This window comes from Marinobacterium mangrovicola (genome assembly GCF_004339595.1).
GTDB lineage: Bacteria > Pseudomonadota > Gammaproteobacteria > Pseudomonadales > Balneatricaceae > Marinobacterium_D > Marinobacterium_D mangrovicola.
Map to the genome: position 1 here is coordinate 699,077 of NZ_SMFU01000007.1, position 21,133 is coordinate 720,209.

The following is a 21,133-nucleotide window of genomic DNA, read 5'->3' on the forward strand; positions in this document are numbered from 1 at the left end:
GGTGCCCCTATCTTTTTAAGGGTGATGAAACATGTCCCGCCTGGAACTTAAATGTCCGCCGCCGCTGGTCGCCGCGGTTTGTGCGCTACTGATCTGGCTTAGCCGGTGGATAGGGCTTGGATTGCCGCTAAACAGCGATCTGGCCTGGCTCAAGTACGGTCTGGTATGTGCGGCGCTGTTGCTGGGCTTTGGTGCGCTGTACCAGTTTCACCGGCGGCGCACGACTTTCCACCCGCATACGCCGGAGAAGACCCGCGTACTGGTGGATTCAGGACTGTTCCGCTATTCACGCAACCCCATGTATCTCGGCATCCTGCTGTTACTGGCCGCTTATGGCCTGCATGAGCCGAGCTGGTTGGCACCGTTCTGGCTGGTAGGCTTTGTGCTGTATATGAACCGTTTCCAGATTCACCCGGAAGAGCGCGCGCTTAAGTCGCTGTTTGGTCCCGAGTACACGCGCTACATGGAACGCACAAGGCGCTGGATCTGATGCTGAAATCTCCCATCTATCTGCGTTTGCTCGCTCTGCTGGCCGCAGGCTTGTTGCTGGCGGGCATGTGCACACCTTTGCTGACGCTGACTCGGCTCTGGCTGTTCGATGATCGTCTGTCGATTATCGGTGGCATCGGTCAGCTTTGGCTGCAGGGGCAGTACCTGCTCTTTGTATTGATTCTTGGCTTCAGTGTCGTCCTGCCGCTGACCAAACTGCTGGTGTTGATCCGGTTACTGACGCTACACAGTCGTGGCAGTAGTACGGCAAAACGTTATCTGAAACTGATGCATGAATATGGCCGCTGGGCGATGTTGGATGTGATGGTAGTGGCGATGTTGATTGTTACCGTCAAACTGGGCGTGATCGTCAGTATCCAGGTGCACTATGGCCTCTACCTGTTTGCCGCCGGCGTGCTGCTGACGATGCTGGTAACAAGGCAGACCGTGAACTGGCTGGAAAAACCGGGGGTTGGTGCGGGGGCTGACTCAGCGAAGGATGCGGGCCGGTAAGATCACCGGCCCGTACGCTTTCAGCATGTTGCTATAAGAGCGTTGAAACGGCCTGTTAGAGGCTCAGGTATTTCTTAATCTTCGCGACGGTTTTGTCTCCAAGACCACGCGCCCTGGTCAGCTGATCCAGGCTGTCGTAAGGGCGCTCGGCGATAATCGCCTTGGCCAGGCGGGGAGAGAGCCCTCTCACCGCGGCCAGCGCATCCATATCAGCCCTGTTGATCGATACAGGAGTCTCCGACTTAGCCTCTTTTACCGCTGTGCTCTTGCTGACCTGTTTGGCTGCAGGCTTGGCTTTGGCTGCGCTCTTTTTAGTGCTTGGTTCGCTGCGTTTTTTCGTGTTCGCTTTACGCGCTTTTGCCTTCGGTTCTGCAGCTTCCTCCTTAACCGGGTTCACCTTCGCAGCCTCGAGTTCCGCCGGCTCTACCAGCGCAGCTTCGGCATGCGCCGGGCGTTCCTGCTCTAGGACGTGCGCAGGCGCGAGCGGTGCCTGTATCAGATCCGGCAACTGGCGGTAATCACGCGTCACGTAGCCTGCAGAGGTCCACTCGCGCAGCATCAGTACAACGGACCATTCGCCAGCGGGAGCCTGCGCCTTATCGAGGGTAAACCGGCTGTCGCGCCATTCGGAACCACCCTGCAGCGCGCCCAGTTCACAACTGGCCAGCTGGATACCCGCAAAGGCGCCACCGTTATAAGGCGTGTTCAGGGCCCAGAGCTCAAGGCTCAAAGAACCGGAAAGGTTCAGCTCATCGCGGGGGTTGATGATCGATTCGACGTTCAGCTCCACCCGGCTTTCTAGCAGTTGGCAGTCAACATGTCCCTGAAGGCGCGGCTGGGTGAACAGCTGCCGGTTATTGAACAGGGCCAGATCGTGAATGCGGGTGATACCTTCTGCGGTCTCGCCGACCAGAGCCATCGCGATCAGGTAGTCGCGGTTGCCCGCGGGGGGTAGTGCAGGAGTCTGGTCGCTATAGAAGCCGGAATAGTGCACCGGGTGCAGAGGGAGCGACGCAATACGGGTGTTCTGCGGCGCGCTTGGATCAAAGTGATCGTCGCAGGCCCAAAGCTGCAGGGAGAGTGTTTCATGGGCGATCTGTTCAGGAGCATCAATACCCAGATGCGCGCCGAGTTTCGCGAAATCACCGTCGAGGGTGTATTCAACCTGTCCGTTAAAACGAATGGCGGGGCTGTTCATCGTTCTTTGTACCTGTAATTGGAGTCTTGTTAGTGGGACCAGGAACGGACAGGGATTATAGGCGAGGCGTATGACGGGTAGTTAGCAAAATATGGTCAGTTTTAAAAATAGGCTGATAGGCGCATTTGGGGCAATTTGGTTGTCATATTAGCGACATTTGCTGCTCTTTTATGGTGCAAAAGGCTTTTGAGAGGGGGCGGGATTGGGTGTATGAAAAAGGTTAGCACTCCCTTTGCGTGGAGCTATTCGATTTAACTACTCGGGAATACGATTTTCCATTCAGCTGAATTGTTGTAAATAATTTTTGTTTGCTCAAAATTGGATCTTGATAATTAGCTATAGGTTAGTGCATATATCATGGCGGGATCTGAACAGTTGTCCGCCAAATTCGCAGTATCGCCTGATTTAACCCAGTGACAGGTTGCTGTACTTGAACTCAGCGGCTTAAGTGGCGATCATCGTCGCCCGCTATGTGTCCTTTATAATCGATGCCGATGGAGTAGGTTTTTGTCCCAGTCGCCCCGTGAAATCTATTTTCAGGCCCTGGAAAACGGGTTCACCGATGATCCTGCCCAGCGCCAGGCCGTGGAGTACCTGGAGCGCTGTTTCGAGGCGCTGCACAAGCGTGGCCGTAAGCCGGTGCGTGGGGTTTACCTATATGGCCCGGTAGGGCGGGGGAAAACCTGGTTGATGGACAGCTTTCATCAGGGGCTTGATGTGCCCGCCCGGCGTCAGCATTTCCACCATTTTATGCGCTCGATCCATCGTCGTCTGTTTGAGCTCACCGGCCATAAGGATGCGCTGAAGCAGGTGGCTGACGAGCTGGCAGATCAGGTGAGGGTGCTCTGCCTGGATGAGCTGTTCATCAACGATATCGGCGATGCGATGATTCTTGGCCGTCTTTTTCAGTTGCTGTTCGCGAACCGGGTCACGCTGGTACTGACCTCTAACAGTGAGCCGGACAATCTCTATGAGGGCGGGCATCACCGCGATCGACTATTCCCGGCTATCGAGGCGATCAAAAAAGAGATGGAAGTGGTCGATGTGCTGGGGACCGAGGATCATCGCTTGCATCCTGGCGCCAGGGTTGAACGCTACTGGGTAGAGGACGCTGAGCAGCCGCTACGCATGGAATCCTGCTTCCATGAGCTGGCCGGTTGCCAGGGTAGCGCCGAAAGCGTGCGCGCGGGGAACCGTAATGTGGAGGTGATACGCCACAGCTCACGTGTGCTCTGGGCGACCTACGATCAGTTGTGCGAGGCTAACCTCTGGGCCAACGATTATATCGAGCTGTGTGACAGCTTCCGCCAGATACTGCTGAGCGAAGTGCCCTGTCTGGTCAGCGACGACAATCTGCCGAGCATCGCGCGAGGCACGGAGGATGCTGTCGAGCGTGTCGATACCGGTGACCGCCAGTTACCTTACCGCTCGAAGATGGATAACGGCGTACGCCGTTTCATCGCGCTGGTCGATGAGTGTTATGACCGCGGTGTACCGCTCTATATCGAAGCCCAGGTACCGATGGAGGAGCTCTATCCCATCGGCTACCTGGAGTTTGCCTTTCGCCGCACCCTTAGCCGACTCAACGAGATGCAGCTGGCGCGCTTCGGCCTCAATCGGCCTTAGCCGTTAAGGGTTATGCATCGCCTTAGTCATCGGTTTCCGGCAGGGTAAGGGCCAGTCCTGCGCCGGCCAGGCAGAGGCATGACAGCAACAGAATAATACCGCTTACATCCATTACCGCCCCCAGTGCGCCTGTGAGTCCCATCAACAGCAGGATGATGCCGATCACCGTGTTACTGACCGATACGTAATCGGTACGCTTGTTACCCTCGGCCAGGTCTACGACGTAGGTCTTGCGGCCGATGCGCACGCCTTGATGGGCGATGGTGAGCAGAAAATAGGCCAGGGGCATCAACCAGAACAGGCTCAGCCAAGCCGATTTGAACGTGGCGATGGCGAAAATCACGATTCCCAGTACCGATGTCATCACCGCCGATACAATCAGAACACGGCGGCTGGAAACATCGGCAAATTGCCCCCAGAAAGGCCCGGAGATCAGGCTGGCGGCGCCGCTGGCGAGAATAAACAGACCCAGCAGGTACGCCGGCGATCCAAGGTTTTCCTGCGCCAGGACCACGTAATAGGGTGCTGTCAGTGCCGAGCAGAGCATCAGGGCGCGGGTGGTTACAAAGCGGCGAAAGGGTTTGTCGGTGCGCAGCAGGTCGAGCCGTTTCATCGCTTCGAGAAAACCGTTCTTGCCGCCGCTGGTTTCACCGGGAAACTCTTTCACCCGGGAATAAACCAGTGCCGCAATCAGCCAGAGACTGCCGGCGCCGGCCATCAAAAGACCGTAGTGGAGGGGCCCCAGCTCACTGCCGTCACTGAGCAGCAGCGCCGCACCAAAACCCAGCGTTATCAGGCCTGCGGCCGATGAGGACCAGCCGGAGAGCTGGCCGCGCTGACGTTTGGGGATAGTTTTACCGATCACATCCTTGGAGGCCACGGAGCAGAGTCCGCGCGACAGGCTGAACAGTGTCAGCAGCGCGATAATAGACCAGCCCGCCACGGCGCCTTCCAGTAGCCAGGCCGACAGGCCGATACCGAAAATCGATAGTGCCTGGAGGACACTGCCCAGCACCCAGACGCCCTTGCGCATCGGCATGCGGCGTACGTAACTGGCTATCACCAGCTGGGGAATCATGGAGCCGGATTCACGGATCGGCACCAGCAGGCCAAAGAGGTACAGGGGGGCTGCTACGCTTTGCAGCACCCAGGGCAGAATGATCTTGGGGTTGGAGAGGGCATCGCCAAGCTGGGTCAGGAACTGGCTCAATAGAGTCAGCATAAAATTCCCCGGTACTTCGCGGCAGGCTGAATCGTCTATTGCCTTGCAGGCGCGGGCGTCCTCCTGGTTGACCAGTTTCTGGTACAGGTCTTCAGTCAGAGTGTGCGGTTTGCTCATATCCGTATTTCGCCTTCTTTCTCTTGCAGAGTTGTGCCAGTCTCTCATATATCGGCTAATCGTTAAAAAACAGCCTGTTGGAACGTTGTGACGAGGACGCGCTCGAATGCAGATGGAAAATTCGCAAGGGAAAGCGGCAACCAGTATCCATCTGGTCGCCAATGCAGGCTCCGGGCAGGGCGCGGCGGCGAGGGCTGGGCGGCAGCTCGAAGAGCTTTGTGCCGAGCGCAATATCCGCTTTAGGCGTTATCTGGCTAAGCGGCCAAGTGATCTGCCAGAGATGATCGGTCGCGCGGTAAAAGGCGCCAGGGATGACGGCGGGCGTGTTGTGGCGATGGGTGGCGATGGCACCATACGTGCTGTGGCCGAGGCAGTGCGTGAAACCGATATTCCGTTGGCGGTGATTCCCACCGGCACGTTTAATTTCTTCGCCCGCAATCTTGATATCCCCGAAACCCAGACCGAAGCGATTGAGCTCTCGGTGAGTGGTGTAATACGTGCTGTAAGCCTGGGACAGGTCAACGGCCACACTTTTATCATCAATGCCAGTTTCGGCCTTTACGCCCGGTTGATCAGAGCGCGAGAGCAGCATACCCGGCGTTTCGGGCGGCACCGTATTGTCGCGATCCTGTCTACGCTGTTTACACTGGTGCGTGGATTTCGAACCATGGATCTGGACCTGTCGGACGAAGAACAGACCCGTCGTGTTAAGAGCCCCATGGTCTTTATCGGCATCAACGCGCTGCAGCTGCGCGGCGTGGATCTGGATGTGGAGCAATGCGCTGCACGGCGTCAGCTCGGCGTGGTGGTGATGCGCGAGATGAGTCATTGGGCGCTCTACCGGCTGACCCTGCGCGGCCTGGTCCGAAGGCTGAGGGATGAACAGAGCCTGGAGCGTTTCTGTGCAGACCGGTTGATGATTGGCCCCGACCGGCGCAAGGTATCGGTGGTGCTGGACGGTGAACGGCTCAGGCTTCGCGCCCCGCTGGATTTCAAGATAGACCGCGGCGCTCTGAACGTTGTGGTTCCCGCTGAAGATGTTCGTGACTCTGGATTTTCAGAGTCTGACGTTTGTGAATCTAAGGAAGGTAACTGATGCGTATCCTCCACCTCTCTGACCCGCACTTTGGCACCATCCCCGAGCTGGTGCGCCAGCAGATGGAGGAGCAGGTGCATGCGCTGTCGCCCGATCTGATCATCCTGTCCGGCGATATTACCCAGCGCTCCAAGGAGCATGAGTTTGAGCAGGCGGGGGCGTTTGTCGAGCGCATGCCTGATGTGCCACTGGTGGCGGTGCCGGGAAATCACGATATATCGCTCTTCAACCTGCCGCGCAGGCTGTTTGATCCCTACGGTCTGTTCGAGAAAACCTTTGGCCGGTTACCCCCCTTTGCCATCGAAAAAGGCGGTGTGCAGGTGATAGCGCTTAACTCGGCGCCACGCTGGCGTCATATCAATGGTGAGATCGACGCCAGCTTTCTGCGAGAGAAACTGGCGGAATATATCCGCACCCCTGCACAGCTGCGAATCGCCGTACTGCACCATCCGCTGGATTGCCGGCGTATGCAGGACCGCTACAACCTGACACGGGGCCACCGGCGCGCCGTGGAGGTGTTGAGTGAATACGGTATCGATCTGGTTCTGGGCGGCCATATTCACGATACCCTGATGCGCACCTCCGAGCATCGCTTCCCACGTATTTTTCCCCGCATGCTGATGCTGCTCGCCGGTACCTGCATGTCCTCACGCACCCGCCTCGGCGCCCCCAACTCATTCAACCTGATCGACCAGCTTGAAGAGCAGATCGTGCAGGTACAGCGCTGGGACCTTGGCAAAGAGAGCGGTGTTTTCCATCCCGTGGAGCAGGGGCGTTTCAGTCGTGACGACAAGGGCTGGGCGCTGGTGGAGTATCAGCGCCCCGATCATCCTGAGCGCCCGGCAAAAAAACAGCATCACTGACCGGCATTTTGCTTTGAATCTACGCTAGATCCGGTGGTCCAATCTCTGGAGCGAAAGGCGTGCCCGCAATCTCCCGATGGCGGCGTTATGCAATTCGGAACCTGAAGTGATCTGGGTCAGCGAGCCCGGCCCATTAAAAAAGCATGCTTGAGAAAGGTTTGGCACCTACTTGATTCCGTTAGGCCCGTGGGTGCGATTTAAAAGCTGCTAAAAAATGCCAGGTAAGTATTAAAGAAAATCCTTACGGGCTTTTCATTATTACAACGACAGGGAGAGTGTGGGATGCGTGAATTTAAAAGCCTTTTATATATTGCTCACGGCACCGCCGATGAATCCGAGGCCTTACACCAGGCGCTCAGCCTGGCGCAGAGAAACCAGGCCTCGCTAAAACTGTTGGTTGTTTGCCCCGAGTTTCCCGCCGATTTCCCTGAATACAAACGCAAATATGAAGAGTCCCTGCTGGAGCAGGTTGAGCAATCGATTAAAGCCACCGAAACGCTGCTTTCTCTGGACCCGGGCGGGCTGGAGATCAGCATTGAAATACTCAGTGATAATCTGCCGTCAATCCAGATTATCCAGCGTGTTATGCGCGATGCCCATGACCTGGTGATTAAAGAAGCTGAGGCCCGTGATATGGAGGGTGGCTTCAAGGCGATCGATATGGACCTGCTTGGCAAATGCCCGGTGCCTGTCTGGTTGTGTCGCCCGATTCGCAAGGAGGCAAACCCGGTCAGGGTGGCCGTCGCGATCGATCCCGAGAGCGAAGAGGAGTCCGCTGAGGTGCTTTCGATACGGATGCTGCAATTGTCACATTCGCTGGCGGAAAGCTTTGCTGTTGAACTGCATATAGTCTCCTGCTGGGACTACATGCTGGAGGATTATCTGCGTCATAACGTCTGGTTTAATGTGCCGGATACGCAGCTGACCGAAACGGTGGTTCACGCGAAAAACGAGCACCGGCTTAAACTGAACCAGCTTATTGAGCAATCCGGCATAAAGGGCGCCCATAAAATCCATCACCTGCGCGGTAAGGCCAGTGACCTACTTCCCGATTTTGTTAAAGACAACAGGATTCACCTGCTGGTAATGGGCACCGTGGCCCGCACCGGTATCCCCGGTTTTCTTATCGGTAATACCGCTGAAAATATCGTGCAGAAACTCAGTTGCTCGCTGATGGCGCTTAAACCCAACGGCTTCGACTCGCCGGTAAAGTCAGACTGAAGCGGAGCGGGAAGATGGTAAGAGACAGGGTTGTCCAGAATTTACCGGGAAGACAGGGGCGGGGAGCGCATGCTTGAACTGATTACGAACTGGGTCCACAGCTCGCCGTTTTACGAATTGACAGCATTGATCGCCCTTGCCGCTGCGGTGGGGTTTATCGGTTTACTGCTGCGCCAGCCGATGATCGTCAGTTTTATCGCGGTGGGTGTTATCACCGGGCCGTCGGCGTTGGGAATCGTCCGTTCCCACGATAGCATTCAGCTGCTGGCCGATCTGGGTATTGCGGTGCTGCTGTTTCTGGTGGGCCTCAAGCTGGATCTGAAATTGATCAGAACGCTTGGCCCGGTGGCGCTGGCGACCGGGCTGGGCCAGGTCACCTTCACGTCCGTTATCGGTTTTACGCTGGGACTTGCACTGGGTCTGGATGTTACGACGTCACTTTACGTGGCGGTCGCACTGACCTTCTCCAGTACGATTATCATTATCAAGCTACTTTCGGATAAGCGTGAGGTGGATTCGCTGCATGGGCGTATCGCTATTGGTTTTCTGATTGTGCAGGACCTGGTGGTCGTTTTTGCCATGATGGTTCTGTCAGCGATGGGCGTGGGCTCCCAGGGTGGAGACGATGCTTCCGTGCTATTGCATGTTGGTACGGTCGTCGTTTACGGGGTACTGATGCTTGGGGCTGTGCTTCTGTTTATCCGTTACCTGGCTAACCCGCTGGTGAGCCGAATCGCGCATTCCCAGGAGTTGTTGATCACCTTTGCCATCGGTTGGGCGGCCTTGCTCGCGGCGATCGGTAGCCAGTTGGGGTTCAGCAAAGAGCTGGGTGGTCTGCTGGCCGGTATCTCACTGGCCTCGACGCCGTTCCGGGAGGCGATTGTCGCCAGGCTTTCGTCGCTGCGTGATTTTCTGCTGCTGTTCTTCTTTATCGCGCTGGGTTCCGAGTTGGATCTGGGGCTGCTTGGATCACAGATTACCCCGGCCATTCTGATGTCACTGTTCGTGCTGATCGGTAACCCACTGATCGTGATGGTGATCATGGGGTTCATGGGATACCGCAAACGCACCGGCTTTATGGCGGGGCTGACGGTGGCCCAGATCAGTGAGTTCTCCCTGATTTTTATGGCGATGGGGCTTTCCATTGGACATGTGTCGCCGGAGTCGCTGGGGCTGGTGACCCTGGTCGGGCTGATCACTATTTCTTTGTCGGTTTATATGATCACCTACTCCCACGGTCTGTATGGCAAGCTTGAGCCGCTACTGGGCGTGTTCGAGCGCAAAAATCCCTTCCGGGAGCAGGCGCTGGACAGGGAGCGAAGTGCGGGCGATGGCCATGACGTGATTCTGTTTGGCCTGGGACGCTACGGTAAGGCGATCGCCCACTACCTGAAACAGGAGGGCTACAGCATCTTGGCGGTGGACTTCAATCCGGACGAAGTCAGGCTTTGGAAGGAAGAGGGCAACGATGCCATCTACGGCGATGCCTGTGATCCTGCATTCGTGGGGCATCTCCCTTTGAAGGGGGTGAAATGGGTGGTGTCTGCCATGCCGCAGCATGATATCGGTATTACCCATCAGGACCCGCGCCTTTGCCTGATCGAAGGCTTAAAAGATCAGCAGTATGACGGTGGCATCGTTATTTCCACTCAGAGGCTCAAGGATCGCGAGTCGCTCAAAGCGGCAGGAGCAACGATGATTCTTTCACCCTTTTATGATGCGGCGGAACGTGCCGTATACCGAATCAAAGAGGCGTCCTGAGCGACACTGTTACAGGCATTCCAGCGCACTGACTTACTGGTTAGCTGGAGTGCCTCCTGCCCTGTTTAATCTATTCCCCACGCAGATAACGCCGATGCTGTCACGGAAATCGGTCTGTATTTTCACGCATGTCGCAGGGATCTATACGCACAAAATTTCAACCTGAACTGCGTTCATGCCCACGTTGCGTGGCTATAGTTGTGGATACCTGCCGATGAATGTCAGCCGACAGAAACACTTGTTGAGTGTTATGTAACCCCAGGCTGACAGGCAGTGATATTTGGAGACGGAGCCCGTGACAGCGGGCAAGAAGGGTGGCAATGAATGATCCATTTTCCGCCCAGCCGGATCCGCATGAGGAAGAACTCGCCAGACTTTTGATAAACCGGGGCCTCCTCAGCGAAGCTGACTTGGGACGAGTACACCAGATGCAAACCGGCGCTTTAGCGTCAGGGCAGCTATCGCAGTTACTGGTACGACTCGGACTGGTTTCAGAAAAGAACCTGGCCAGCGCCCTCGCCGAGCTGTATGACACTTCGTTGCTTTCCCTTGAAGAACTTCAATCCCCGCTCGATCCAGACGAGCGTGTTTCTATCCGTTTTCTGCGGGAATACAGCGTTATTCCGTTATTAGAACGGGACGGCTATCTGGAACTGGCGATGGCCTACCCGGGCGATCAGTATGCCCGCCGGGCGCTGGAGCTGGCCTGGGGAATGCCGGTCTCAGTAAAAGTTGCAGCCGCATCCGATATTCTGTCGGTGCTCGATCGCTACTACAGCGAGGGACAGAGCCAGATGGGCGATATCCTGGCGGATGTGAGCCCCGGCGAGGAGCAGGAGGAGAGCGTCGAAGAGCTGATGGATATGGCCAGCGGCGCGCCGGTGATCCGTCTTGTGAACCTGATCATCCAGCGTGCGGTCGAGGCGCGCGCCTCGGATATTCATATCGAGCCATTCGAGAATCAGCTCAAGGTGCGTTACCGCGTGGACGGCGTGCTGCAGGAGGGCGAAGCCCCGCCGGTGCAGCTTTCGCCGGCGGTTATTTCCCGCCTAAAAATTATGGCGCGGCTCAATATCGCCGAACGTCGTCTGCCGCAGGATGGCCGCATCGAGCTCAGGGTTCAGGGTAAGGACCTGGATATTCGTGTCTCCACCGTACCCACCATGCATGGCGAGAGCGTGGTGCTCAGGCTGCTGAACCGCGAAAACATCTCGTTCGATTTCCAGTCGCTCGGTTTTACCGATGCCTGCCGGGCCCAGCTTGATGAGCTACTGGCGATCTCCAACGGCATGATTCTGGTGACCGGCCCTACGGGCAGCGGTAAGACAACCACGCTTTACACCGCACTTCACCAACTTAACACCCCGCAACGTAAGCTGATAACCGTAGAGGATCCGGTGGAGTATCAGCTGGAGGGGATCAACCAGATCCAGGTGAAATCCTCCATCGGCCTCAGTTTTGCCAATGCGTTGCGCTCCATCGTGCGTCAGGACCCGGACGTGATCATGGTGGGTGAGATGCGTGATCTGGAAACCGCCCGCATCAGTATCCAGTCGGCGCTGACCGGTCACCTGGTGCTGTCGACCCTGCACACCAACGATGCCGCATCCAGCATCACCCGTATGCTGGAGATGGGTGTTGAAGACTACCTGCTGACCTCCACCCTGAATGCGGTGCTGGCGCAGCGGCTGGTGCGTGTGCTCTGCCCACACTGCCGTGAGCCCTACACACCTTTGCCGGAGCTGGTGCGGGAAACTGGGCTGGATAGGTTCGCCGAGGGTAAGCCGTTGCAGCTGTGGAAAGCGCGGGGTTGCGATCAGTGCCAGGGCAGCGGTTTCTTTGGTCGTTTGGTGATTCATGAACTCCTGCTGATTAGCGACGAGATTCGCCGGTTGGCGCTGGACCATGCCGATTCCGGCCGCATCCATGCCGCCGCCAGAGCCAATGGCATGCGCACCATGTATGAAGATGGCTGTGCCAAGGCGCTGCAGGGCCTCACTAACCTCGAAGAAGTCATTCGGGTGACTCAGGAGTGATGGCCTATGCCCCAGTTTCTCTACCGTGCTGTGACCCAGGGAGGGGAGGAACTAAAAGGGGAATTGGAAGCGCGAGACAGTCAGGGAGTGGTACGCCAGCTCCAGGCCAAGGGGTTAATCCCGCTGTTGGTGGAACCTGCGGGTGCCACCTCCGATCTTGCGGCTTTCCTGAAGCTTGAGGTTGGTGGTCAGAGCAAACGTCAGCGGGTGCAGCAGTTTACCCAGGATCTGGCGGAGCTGATGCGCGCCGGACTGTCGTTGGATCGCGCCCTGCAGATCATGTCCCGCGTCAGCGAAGACAAGGAACAGCAGGTGCTGCTCAAGCATGTCGAGGATGAGGTGCAGCGCGGCCGCCCCCTGTCGCGGGCATTGAAAGAACAGGGCGGTCTGTTTTCTCCCTTTTACGTCAGCATGATCCACGCCGCCGAAACTGCCGGCAACTTGGCCGAAGGGCTGCAGGATATGGCGTTCTACCTGGAACGTAACCGGGCGCTGCGGGAAAAAGTGCTCTCGGCACTGCTCTACCCAATGATTCTGTTGTTTGTCGCCATCCTCTCGCTGGTGGTGATCCTCACCTACGTTATTCCCCAGTTTGAACAGCTGTTTTCCGATATGGGCGAAGCGCTGCCGCTGGCTACCCGCATGGTGATGGCGGTGGCCGATTTTGTACGGATTTTTGGCCCCTGGTTGCTGATTGCACTGGTGGTTGCTGGCCTCATTTTCGGGCAGCGCCTGAAGCAGGCGGATGTGCGCCTGCGTTGGGATCGGTTGCTACTGCGCCTGCCTCTGGCGGGCGGACTGATTCAGCGCATCGAAACGGCCCGCTTCAGCCGCAGTCTCGGCACGCTGCTTCGTGGTGGCGTGCCGATGGTCAATGCCCTGCAGATCGCCCGCGGCACCCTGGTTAATCAGCATATTGCATCAGTCGTGGCCCAGGTGGGTGAGGGCGTTCGTGAAGGGCGCCGACTCGGTGAGCCGCTGCATGCCACCGGGGAGTTTCCGCCGCTGGCGATCCAGATGATCCAGGTCGGTGAAGAGACCGGCCAGCTCGATGACATGCTGATGAAAGTGGCAGAGCTGTATGACCGTGAGGTGGGCCTCAACATCCAGCGCATGCTGACCATCCTTGAGCCGCTGCTGATCGTTGGTCTGGGCATGCTGATCGCCGGGATCATCATGTCGATCCTGGTGGCGATCATGTCGATCAACGAATTGCCGCTCTAAGGCCGGATTCGGGAGAAAGGAAGAATGAACAGAATACAGAGTGCAAAACGGACAGCCGCCGGCTTTACATTGCTTGAGCTGCTGGTGGTACTGGTGATTCTCGGCCTTCTCGCCAGCCTTGTCGGCCCGCAGGTGCTGCGCCATGTGGGCAGTTCCAAGACCCAGACCGCGGCGCTACAGATTCAGGAACTGGGCGCCGCGCTGGATCTTTACCGGCTGGAAGTGGGGCGTTATCCGACGACCCAGCAGGGGTTGGAGGCGTTAGTGAAGCAACCCTCTGGCGCCACCAACTGGAACGGTCCTTACCTCAGCAAAAATGTCGTGCGCCAGGACCCTTGGGGAAACGATTACAACTATGAAGCGCCTGGGTCTCATGGCGAGTATGACCTCTATTCGTTGGGCGCAGATGGTCAGGAAGGTGGCGAAGGTGAGAATCAGGATGTGTCGAATTGGGAATAGCAAAGCGGATCAGGGCATGACGCTGCTCGAACTGCTTGTGGTGCTGGTGATTGCATCGCTGATGCTGACGCTGGTGGCACCCAACATCGCCAATGTGTTGCCTGGCAGCGAACTGAAAGCCTTTGCACGGCAGAGCGCTGCTCTACTGAGGGAGCTGAGAAGTGAAGCAGTAAGTCAGAGCCAGGTTCAGCAACTGGTGCTGGATAAGGAGGCTCGCGAGTATCGCAATAACGGTGAGGTCGTGATGAGTTGGCCTGATGAGATAACAGTCGCGCTTTCGCCCGGTGAGCTTCCGGCGTTTATGCGTAACCCCTTTGTGGGCAGCGGCGCATTGATGTTCTACCCGGATGGCAGCAGCAATGGTGGGCTGTTGAGCCTGGCGACGGAAACATCGGGTAGCTATTCGATTGAGGTCGATGGGCTCAGCGGAAGGATTTCCATCGATGAACGCTAAGCGCGATGTGAGACCGGAGGGCGGGTTAACGCTGCTTGAAGTCCTCGTGGCTTTTGTTCTTCTGGCAAGCATCTTGGGGGTCGTTCTTAACCTTAATTCGCTGGCGCTCGACAGCACGACGCGCGCAGCGGACAGGCAGCAGGCGCTGCTGTTGGCCCAATCCCAACTAGACAGGGTGCTGGCGCGAAGAGAGTTACGGCTTGGAAGAGAGACCGGGCGTTTTGATGATGAGCGTTATGAATGGGAGTTACGTGTAAGGCGGTTTGATTTTCCTGACTGGGATCCGTCACTGGAGAGCAATACGGCGGAGCCCTATGAAATTGAGATCAGTGTTTTCTGGGACAGGGAGAAGAGTCTGACAGTGAACACCTTGCGACTGGTGAGGCCGTTGTGAAACGCATAGATGCCGCCGGCTTTACGCTGGTGGAACTGATGATAGCGCTGGTACTGACCGGCATGATCATGCTTCTGCTGTTTGGCAGCCTGCGTGTCAGCTCCCGTGGCTGGGACGCCGCAGAGCAGCGCCAGCAACAGATCTCTGAGCAGTACCAACTGCAGCAGTTTCTGCGTCGTCTGATCGGGCAGGCCCGGGGCGAACGGATACGTGATATCGACGGCGTAATTCAGGTGACATTTCGGGGTGAGCCCGACCAGCTTGTGTTTGCAGCCCCCCAATTCAGTATGAGCAGTGAAGGTGGCCTGCTCTGGTATCGACTCTATCTAAGCGAGGCGACCGATGAACGTCCCCAGGCGTTGATGTTGCAAACCCGGACTTTTGCGGAGCAGGAGGGCGTTGATTGGCTTTCGTTGTTTGATCCTGATTTTGTAACCCGGCTCGACGATGAGGACAAAGGGATACAACCGCCCGAAGAACACCTGCTGCGTATCACCGGGGATGCAAGCTTGAGCTTTAAATACAGCTTTTTCGATAGCGATGGCAGTGAGGAGGAGAGCGATCAGTGGTTGGATGAAACGCGATTGCCGACATTGGTAGAGCTGACCTTGGAGGAATTTGATTCCGAGCACGAAGAGGAACAAGCGGAGACACCACTGTTGAGCAGCTGGCAGCCGCTCAGCGTTGCATTGCAGGAGTACAACTATGCCGTTCGCACTGACTGATAGCGGTAACAGTGTGTATCGCCTGACACAACAGGGCGTGGTGCTCGTGACTGTGCTCTGGGTGCTGGTTCTGCTGAGTCTGATCGCAACCAATCTGTCGTTGGGCGGACGCGGGTTTGCACGTCAGACCCTCAATACTGAGCAGGCGTACAAGGCATCGCAGGCGGCGGATGCAGGGCTGGTATGGGCACTCTGGAGCCTGCAGCAACAGGATCCCTACGGCTGGTTGGCGGACGGCTCAGAACACAACATGGAAATAGGCGGTACAGAGGTGCGCGTGTCGCTACAGGATGAGAGCGGGAAGCTGGATTTGAATGTGTTACCCACCGAACTGCTCGATGCGCTGATCGAACCGGCCATGGAAGATGACAGCCAGCGGGCGGCGCTGGTGGCGGCCATCGAAGACTGGCGCGATGAAGACGATCTGATCCGACTTAACGGTGCTGAGGAGGATGAATACCTGGCGGCCGGGCGTTCTGAAGGACCCGCCAATCAGCCGTTCAAAGAGGTGGCGGAACTCGCCAATGTGCTGGGGATGACAGTAGAGGTGTACCGCCAGATTCAACCGAGCCTGACAGTGCGAACGCAGGCCCGGACCATTAATCCAACGGTGGCGCCGTTTGAGGTTTTGATGACACTACCCAATGCCAGTGAAGGCATAGTGCGCAGTTACATAGATCAACGCCGAACTGCCTGGGAAAGCCAGTTGCCTTTGCCGGAACTGCCCTTTGACGGTGAACCCTATGTGGCAGATGGCAGAAGCGGTAGAGAATTTTCCGCGACGATAGAGGCGGTGATCGAGCCCTATACACGGGTTCGGCAGATTGTAAATATCGCGCGGGGAGGCCAAGTGCCGCGAGTAGAACGGGAACGTGTTCTACTCCTTGGCTCAAACGACCAAACAGAGCGGGAGGTAGCCGGTAATGAACGGTGAACCGCAACTGAAGAAAAAGCGCCTGGCCGCCGGTATAGGGTTGCGTGTGCGTCAATTCTGGGACTGGTGGACCGGCGAGTTAGCCAGCCTGGTTCCCGAGCGCTGGCGCAGCCGCCTGGAAGGCAAAGAACTCAGTTTGCATTACACCGCAGCGGGGTTTGAAGTCGTGGAAAGTGGTCAGCAACTTCGTATTCCTCTGGATCAGGTCGGAACTGCCCCGACACTGGCTACCTGGCGTACGCTGGGTAAAGGGCGCGCAGGCCTGGTTGTTACGCTGAGTGATGAAGACTTACTGCAGAAAAACCTTTCACTACCGTCAGCAACTGAGGCGCGCCTGGATACTGTGCTTGGGTTCGAACTTGATCGTCACACACCTTTCAGTGCAAGCCAAGCGAGTTATGGCTATCGTGTTGCCGGGCGGGACCGAAGTGCACAACGTATAGACGTAGAGCTCTTTGTGCTGCCCAACGCGTTACGTGAGAGGGTTGTGAATTCCTTGGCAGAAGCGGGTCTGCACCCAACGGCGATACTGCCGGAATCCGTTTTTTCCGATGGGCGCTACCTGTCCACTCTGAACCTGTTGCCAGAAACGCAGCGGCCCGAGAGCAAACGCTCGGTGCTGCTACGAAGCCGCCCAGTGCTGATCGTTCTGCTGTTATCACTGGTGATCGGGGTACTGTTTTATCAGCGGGAAGAACGTCTGCTCGCCTTACAACAGGCGATAGGACCGCGAGAGTCAGTGGCTGAAGAAGCCCAGGCGATACGATCAGAGATCGAACTGATGGAAGGGGGCGGTCAGTTTATCTACCAGCGCAAAACCGCACGCCCCGCCACAATTGTTCTGTTGGATGAACTGACACGGCGATTACCCGATTCGACTTGGCTAAGCCGTTTTGAGCTTGAGGGGGATGAGCTGCGTGTTCAGGGCGAGTCCAACAGCGCATCAGGCCTGATCAGTCTATTGGAGGAATCGCCGCTGCTTGAAAAGGTGAGCTTTACCTCGCCTGTGACGATTAATCCCAGGTCGCGTAAAGAGCGTTTTAGTCTGACGGCTCAGGTTCAGGGGGAGGTAGCACAATGACAAACCTTAAACCCGGGCAGAGTCGCTTCTTAGCTGTTGCACTCCTGGTGGTCGTTACCCTTTTACTGATACGCATTCTGCTGGTGCCGCTCTGGGTGAGCTGGAGCGACTATGCTGCCCGTATCGATGCGTTGGAGAACCGGCTTGCCGTCTATGAGCGTCTCGCAGAAGGCCTGCCTGAGGCGAAAGCGCGGCTTGCGGCACTGCAGGCGAATCAGCCATCCGATGACTGGTACCTGGCCCAGGCGACTCCCGCGTTGGCTGCCGCGGGCCTGCAGCAGCTGCTTCACCGGCAGGTTGGAATCGGCGGTGCTCAGGTCATCAGTACCCAGATTCTGAACCGCGACGACGACAGCCCTCTGCAACCTGTATCGATCCAGGTACATCTGCGTGGAGAATTGAACGACCTGGTGGATCTGCTTTACAACATTGAATCAGGGCGGCCGGTGCTGTTTGTCGATAATCTCCGAGTCCTTGCCAACCCCCGCCGCCAGATCAGCGCCCGAGTCCGGAATCAGCGGGACCGGGCGGCAGCTATTCCGGCACTGGATGTCCGCTTCGATCTCATCGGGTATACGGGTCAGGAGGTGTCGCAATGAACATTATCCAGGCTCTTTTAATCGGGGCGTTGGTGCTGGCGGCTATAGCCCCTGCGGTGAGCGCGGAACAGGAAAATATCATATCCGATACGGCGCCAATCGGTGCTGTTTCGCAGAGTATGGAACTGCCCGAGCTCCCTCCCCGTGATGCATTCGACGAAATTCTCCAGCGCCCCCTGTTTAACACCAATCGACGTCCCGAAGCGTCGGATTCGCAGGCCACGGCTGTCTCGGCGCGAGAACTGCGCGAGACCTGGCGTTTGACCGGTGTGTTTATGGTCGGTGAGGAACAGAAAGCTTTGTTCCGACAGCGCGATGGAGAGGGACATAGGCTGCTGACAGCAGGGATGCCGCTGGATGATACCTGGATGCTGAACGAGATTACTCCGGAGGGAGTGCTCATGGATTCCGGCGATGAGCAGGTTCGTCTCGACTTGCTTGAGCCCCGTGATACGGAGTCGGTTGCTTCGAGGGCTGAGCCTACAGAGACCGAACAAGCAGATTCAGAGGTGCGGCGATTGGATGAGCGGGCCCGCGAGGCCGTGGAACAGTTGCAGCAGGATCTTCAGACTACGAGGGATGAGCGCAATGAATAACTATATCCGCTTTATCTGGCTGACAGGTTGCGCACTGAGCCTGAGTGCCTGCGCCCTGCAGGATACCGGTAATCCGAACGCCCTGGACAGCATTTACCGGCAGGGTAGCCAGCCCCAGGCACCAATACCGGTTGGCGAAACTCTGGCGCGACAGCAGCGTCTGGGACAAAACCGGGCGGAAGACCGTTTCGCCACAGAGGCAGTTTCGCCCTCCGGCAGCACCGGGCAGGAGGTTGAGATATACAGCGGCAGCGGAACTTTCGTAGACCTCAGCGGTGCAGCGACGACGGTACCGGTGGAAGGGGATATAACCTTTAACTTTCAGGATGCCGAGATCAGCGAAATCGTAAAAACGATTTTGGGGGATATTCTGCAGGTCAACTATATCCTCGATGACCGTGTCCGTGGCATCGCCAATATGCAGACCACAAGGCCGATCAACCGTGATGCGCTGATTCCCACCCTGGAAAAACTGCTCCAGGTAAACGGTGCAGCGTTAGTGGATCAGGGGGACTTCTACGAGGTGGTACCGATCGACAGTATTAACGGCGGCACCGTTAGCCTGAAGGCCAACCTGAGCGCAGACCGCGGCTACCAGATGCTGGTGGTGCCGTTGCGTTACATAGGCGCTCAGGAGATGGTCAAGATTCTAGAGCCAATGAAACCCCGTCAGGGACTGCTGGAAGCCGATACCTATCGCAACATGATCACCGTTGCTGGCACGCAGGCAGAGCTGATCAACCTGAAAGAGACCATCAAGGTGTTCGATGTGGATCAGCTACGGGGGATGTCGGTGGGGTTGTATCGTTTGCAGGCGGTGGACCCTGAACAGCTGATCAGTGAACTGGAAGCGATATTCGGTGACTCTGCCGATGGGCCTCTGGCAGGTGTTGTACGCTTTTTGCCGATCGAACGACTTAACGCGATTCTGGTCATTACGCCGCAGAAAAAATACCTGGCGGATGCCGGAGCCTGGGTACGCCGGCTTGATCGCACTGAAGGCGCTCAGGGACTGGGCATGTATGTCTACTACGTGCAGAACGGGCGTGCTGAGAGCCTGGCGGAAATGCTGGGCAACCTGTTTGAAGGGCAGCGCCGCAACCGACAGGAGCGGGAAGCGAACCAGCCGCGTCCCACCGAGCCAGCACCGGCTGCGGGGGAAGAGGGGGCTGATGGCGGTATTACCCGCACGGAGGCGACTCAGTCCGCACCGGCCAGTCTCGATGTGGGCGACGTCGATATTATCGCCGACACTGAGAATAACGCTCTGCTGATCATGGCGTCGCCAACGGACTACGATAAGGTCTACCGCGCGATCCAGAAGTTGGACGTGCTGCCACTTCAGGTATTGGTGGAAGCGACGATCGTTGAAGTCTCCCTGCAGGATGAACTGCGTTATGGGCTAAGCTGGTTCTTCAAGAGCCACCTGGGTAACACCAGTAAGGGGGTCGGTACCATAGGCAGTTTCGCAACTGATCTCGCGAATAGTGCCACCTTCGAAGTGTTCAAAGCCGGCGAAACCCGAGCCCTGCTCAACCTGCTGGCATCGGACTCACGCCTCAATGTGATCTCCTCACCGTCGTTAATGGTCCTGGATAACCGTACTGCCGAGATCAGGGTCGGTGACCAAGTGCCGATCCGTACCTCCTCTACCACCAATACCAATAGCGACAACCTGAATACCACCAGTACCATCCAGTACCGCGATACCGGTGTACTGCTGGAGGTGACCCCCAGGGTTAACGCCGGCGGTATGGTCGTGCTGGATATCACCCAGGAGGTTAACGATGTGGCGGAGGAAACCACCAGTTCGTCAATCGACTCACCAACCATCACCCAGCGCCGTATCAACACCAGTGTAGCGGTGCAAAGCGGCGAAACCCTCGTGTTGGGTGGTCTCATAAGGGAAAACCGGACTAACGGTAGCGAAGGTGTGCCCTACCTGCGCCATGTGCCGGTGGTGGGCTTGGCCTTTGGTAGCAAAGGTAAAAGTGTAAACCGCACGGAGCTGGTGGTGATGATTACACCGACCGCCGTGACTGACACCGCCGATGCGCGGGAGGTCACTCGGGAGTATCAGAACAAGCTGCGTGGTCTGGAACTGCCTTCACGCTCACTGGATTCATCAATAAATCCATAGAGTTAATTCAACGTACAACCGCTCAGTCGAAACTTCGGTCCACAAAGGCCAGGTTTCGGCTGAGACCTTCTGTTCAGGATTATTCGGTCCCATTACTAAAAGTTGTTCAACCGTTACTTAGTGTTTACATCTATAGCGATTACCCAAAGTCCCTAACTATCAAATACTTATATTTAATCATAAGCAATTTATATAAGTGGGTATTACAGTTATATCTCTCGCCTCCTGCCCGTAACCCATAAAACACTTAACTATCAATGGCTTAGGTTTTAGGCACGCTCTTTGTATCTTTTAGGGCACCTAACGGCTTTGGCAAAGACATGCCTAGGTCGACCGCTGGGGGAGATATGCACCAGCGGCCAGGAGTCCTCAGAGACACCGGTTT

20 protein-coding genes are annotated in these 21,133 nt (G+C 56.8%); 18 read left to right on the plus strand and 2 right to left on the minus strand.

Annotated features, from left to right (window positions below; all coding sequences use genetic code 11):
• Positions 1–31: 31 nt before the first annotated feature.
• Together CLV83_RS04180 and CLV83_RS04185 are read left to right on the plus strand one after the other, a co-directional pair.
• The gene (locus CLV83_RS04180; protein ID WP_132287931.1) at positions 32–490 is read left to right on the plus strand and encodes a methyltransferase family protein; all 459 of its coding nucleotides are present in this window, start codon (positions 32–34) and stop codon (positions 488–490) included.
• Positions 490–1,002: a paraquat-inducible protein A gene (locus CLV83_RS04185; protein WP_132287934.1), complete on the plus strand. Its 513-nt coding sequence runs from the start codon at positions 490–492 to the stop codon at positions 1,000–1,002. Before CLV83_RS04180 ends, CLV83_RS04185 begins: the two co-directional genes overlap by 1 nt.
• Before the next feature lie 55 nt (positions 1,003–1,057).
• Here CLV83_RS04185 and CLV83_RS04190 read toward each other — a convergent pair whose 3' ends face one another.
• Positions 1,058–2,200, minus strand: coding sequence for a ComEA family DNA-binding protein (locus CLV83_RS04190; protein WP_132287937.1), 1,143 nt, complete (start codon positions 2,198–2,200; stop codon positions 1,058–1,060).
• Positions 2,201–2,707: 507 nt separating this feature from the next.
• On the opposite strand from CLV83_RS04190, the gene zapE reads away from it, so the two are divergent.
• Positions 2,708–3,826 (plus strand): cell division protein ZapE, encoded by a 1,119-nt coding sequence (zapE, locus tag CLV83_RS04195; protein WP_132287939.1) that lies wholly within the window; start codon positions 2,708–2,710, stop codon positions 3,824–3,826.
• Positions 3,827–3,848: 22 nt separating this feature from the next.
• Here the strand turns inward: zapE and CLV83_RS04200 are convergent, their stop codons facing one another.
• Entirely contained in the window at positions 3,849–5,165 is a 1,317-nt protein-coding gene (locus CLV83_RS04200) for an MFS transporter (protein ID WP_132287942.1), read from the minus strand.
• Between the two features lie 106 nt (positions 5,166–5,271).
• Between CLV83_RS04200 and CLV83_RS04205 the strand changes: the two genes are divergently transcribed.
• The 15 genes from CLV83_RS04205 to gspD all read left to right on the plus strand — a co-directional run bounded on the left by CLV83_RS04205 (position 5,272) and on the right by gspD (position 20,748).
• Positions 5,272–6,261 (plus strand): diacylglycerol/lipid kinase family protein, encoded by a 990-nt coding sequence (locus tag CLV83_RS04205; RefSeq protein WP_132287945.1) that lies wholly within the window; start codon positions 5,272–5,274, stop codon positions 6,259–6,261.
• Positions 6,261–7,124 carry a metallophosphoesterase family protein gene (locus CLV83_RS04210; RefSeq protein WP_132287948.1) on the plus strand — a complete coding sequence of 288 codons (864 nt, stop codon included), beginning with the start codon at positions 6,261–6,263 and terminating at the stop codon, positions 7,122–7,124. Before CLV83_RS04205 ends, CLV83_RS04210 begins: the two co-directional genes overlap by 1 nt.
• Before the next feature lie 282 nt (positions 7,125–7,406).
• Positions 7,407–8,345, plus strand: coding sequence for a universal stress protein (locus CLV83_RS04215; RefSeq protein ID WP_132287951.1), 939 nt, complete (start codon positions 7,407–7,409; stop codon positions 8,343–8,345).
• A 69-nt stretch (positions 8,346–8,414) separates the two neighbouring features.
• Positions 8,415–10,106, plus strand: coding sequence for a cation:proton antiporter (locus tag CLV83_RS04220; RefSeq protein ID WP_132287954.1), 1,692 nt, complete (start codon positions 8,415–8,417; stop codon positions 10,104–10,106).
• A gap of 320 nt (positions 10,107–10,426) precedes the next feature.
• On the plus strand, positions 10,427–12,142 hold the full coding sequence (gene gspE / locus CLV83_RS04225; protein ID WP_207894722.1) for a type II secretion system ATPase GspE: 1,716 nt from the start codon (positions 10,427–10,429) through the stop codon (positions 12,140–12,142).
• 6 nt (positions 12,143–12,148) lie between these two features.
• A complete protein-coding gene (locus CLV83_RS04230) occupies positions 12,149–13,366 on the plus strand; it encodes a type II secretion system F family protein (RefSeq protein ID WP_132287959.1) in 1,218 nt (405 codons plus the stop codon).
• 24 nt (positions 13,367–13,390) lie between these two features.
• Positions 13,391–13,825, plus strand: coding sequence for a type II secretion system major pseudopilin GspG (gene gspG / locus CLV83_RS04235; RefSeq protein ID WP_132287962.1), 435 nt, complete (start codon positions 13,391–13,393; stop codon positions 13,823–13,825).
• Positions 13,806–14,279: a pilus assembly FimT family protein gene (locus tag CLV83_RS04240; protein WP_165900231.1), complete on the plus strand. Its 474-nt coding sequence runs from the start codon at positions 13,806–13,808 to the stop codon at positions 14,277–14,279. The genes gspG and CLV83_RS04240 overlap by 20 nt, the downstream gene beginning before the upstream one ends.
• On the plus strand, positions 14,269–14,673 hold the full coding sequence (locus tag CLV83_RS04245) for a type IV pilus modification PilV family protein (RefSeq protein WP_132287968.1): 405 nt from the start codon (positions 14,269–14,271) through the stop codon (positions 14,671–14,673). The genes CLV83_RS04240 and CLV83_RS04245 overlap by 11 nt, the downstream gene beginning before the upstream one ends.
• A complete protein-coding gene (locus tag CLV83_RS04250; RefSeq protein WP_165900232.1) occupies positions 14,670–15,398 on the plus strand; it encodes a prepilin-type N-terminal cleavage/methylation domain-containing protein in 729 nt (242 codons plus the stop codon). Before CLV83_RS04245 ends, CLV83_RS04250 begins: the two co-directional genes overlap by 4 nt.
• Positions 15,379–16,332, plus strand: a complete 954-nt coding sequence (locus tag CLV83_RS04255; RefSeq protein ID WP_132287973.1) for a type II secretion system minor pseudopilin — start codon at positions 15,379–15,381, stop codon at positions 16,330–16,332. The genes CLV83_RS04250 and CLV83_RS04255 overlap by 20 nt, the downstream gene beginning before the upstream one ends.
• Complete coding sequence (locus CLV83_RS04260; protein WP_132287976.1) at positions 16,322–17,413, plus strand: PilN domain-containing protein; 1,092 nt, start codon at positions 16,322–16,324, stop codon at positions 17,411–17,413. The genes CLV83_RS04255 and CLV83_RS04260 overlap by 11 nt, the downstream gene beginning before the upstream one ends.
• Positions 17,410–18,012 carry a type II secretion system protein GspM gene (gene gspM, locus CLV83_RS04265; protein WP_132287979.1) on the plus strand — a complete coding sequence of 201 codons (603 nt, stop codon included), beginning with the start codon at positions 17,410–17,412 and terminating at the stop codon, positions 18,010–18,012. The genes CLV83_RS04260 and gspM overlap by 4 nt, the downstream gene beginning before the upstream one ends.
• A complete protein-coding gene (locus CLV83_RS04270) occupies positions 18,009–18,608 on the plus strand; it encodes a hypothetical protein (protein ID WP_132287982.1) in 600 nt (199 codons plus the stop codon). The genes gspM and CLV83_RS04270 overlap by 4 nt, the downstream gene beginning before the upstream one ends.
• Positions 18,601–20,748: a type II secretion system secretin GspD gene (gene gspD / locus CLV83_RS04275; RefSeq protein WP_132287985.1), complete on the plus strand. Its 2,148-nt coding sequence runs from the start codon at positions 18,601–18,603 to the stop codon at positions 20,746–20,748. Before CLV83_RS04270 ends, gspD begins: the two co-directional genes overlap by 8 nt.
• The last annotated feature ends 385 nt before the right edge of the window (positions 20,749–21,133 follow it).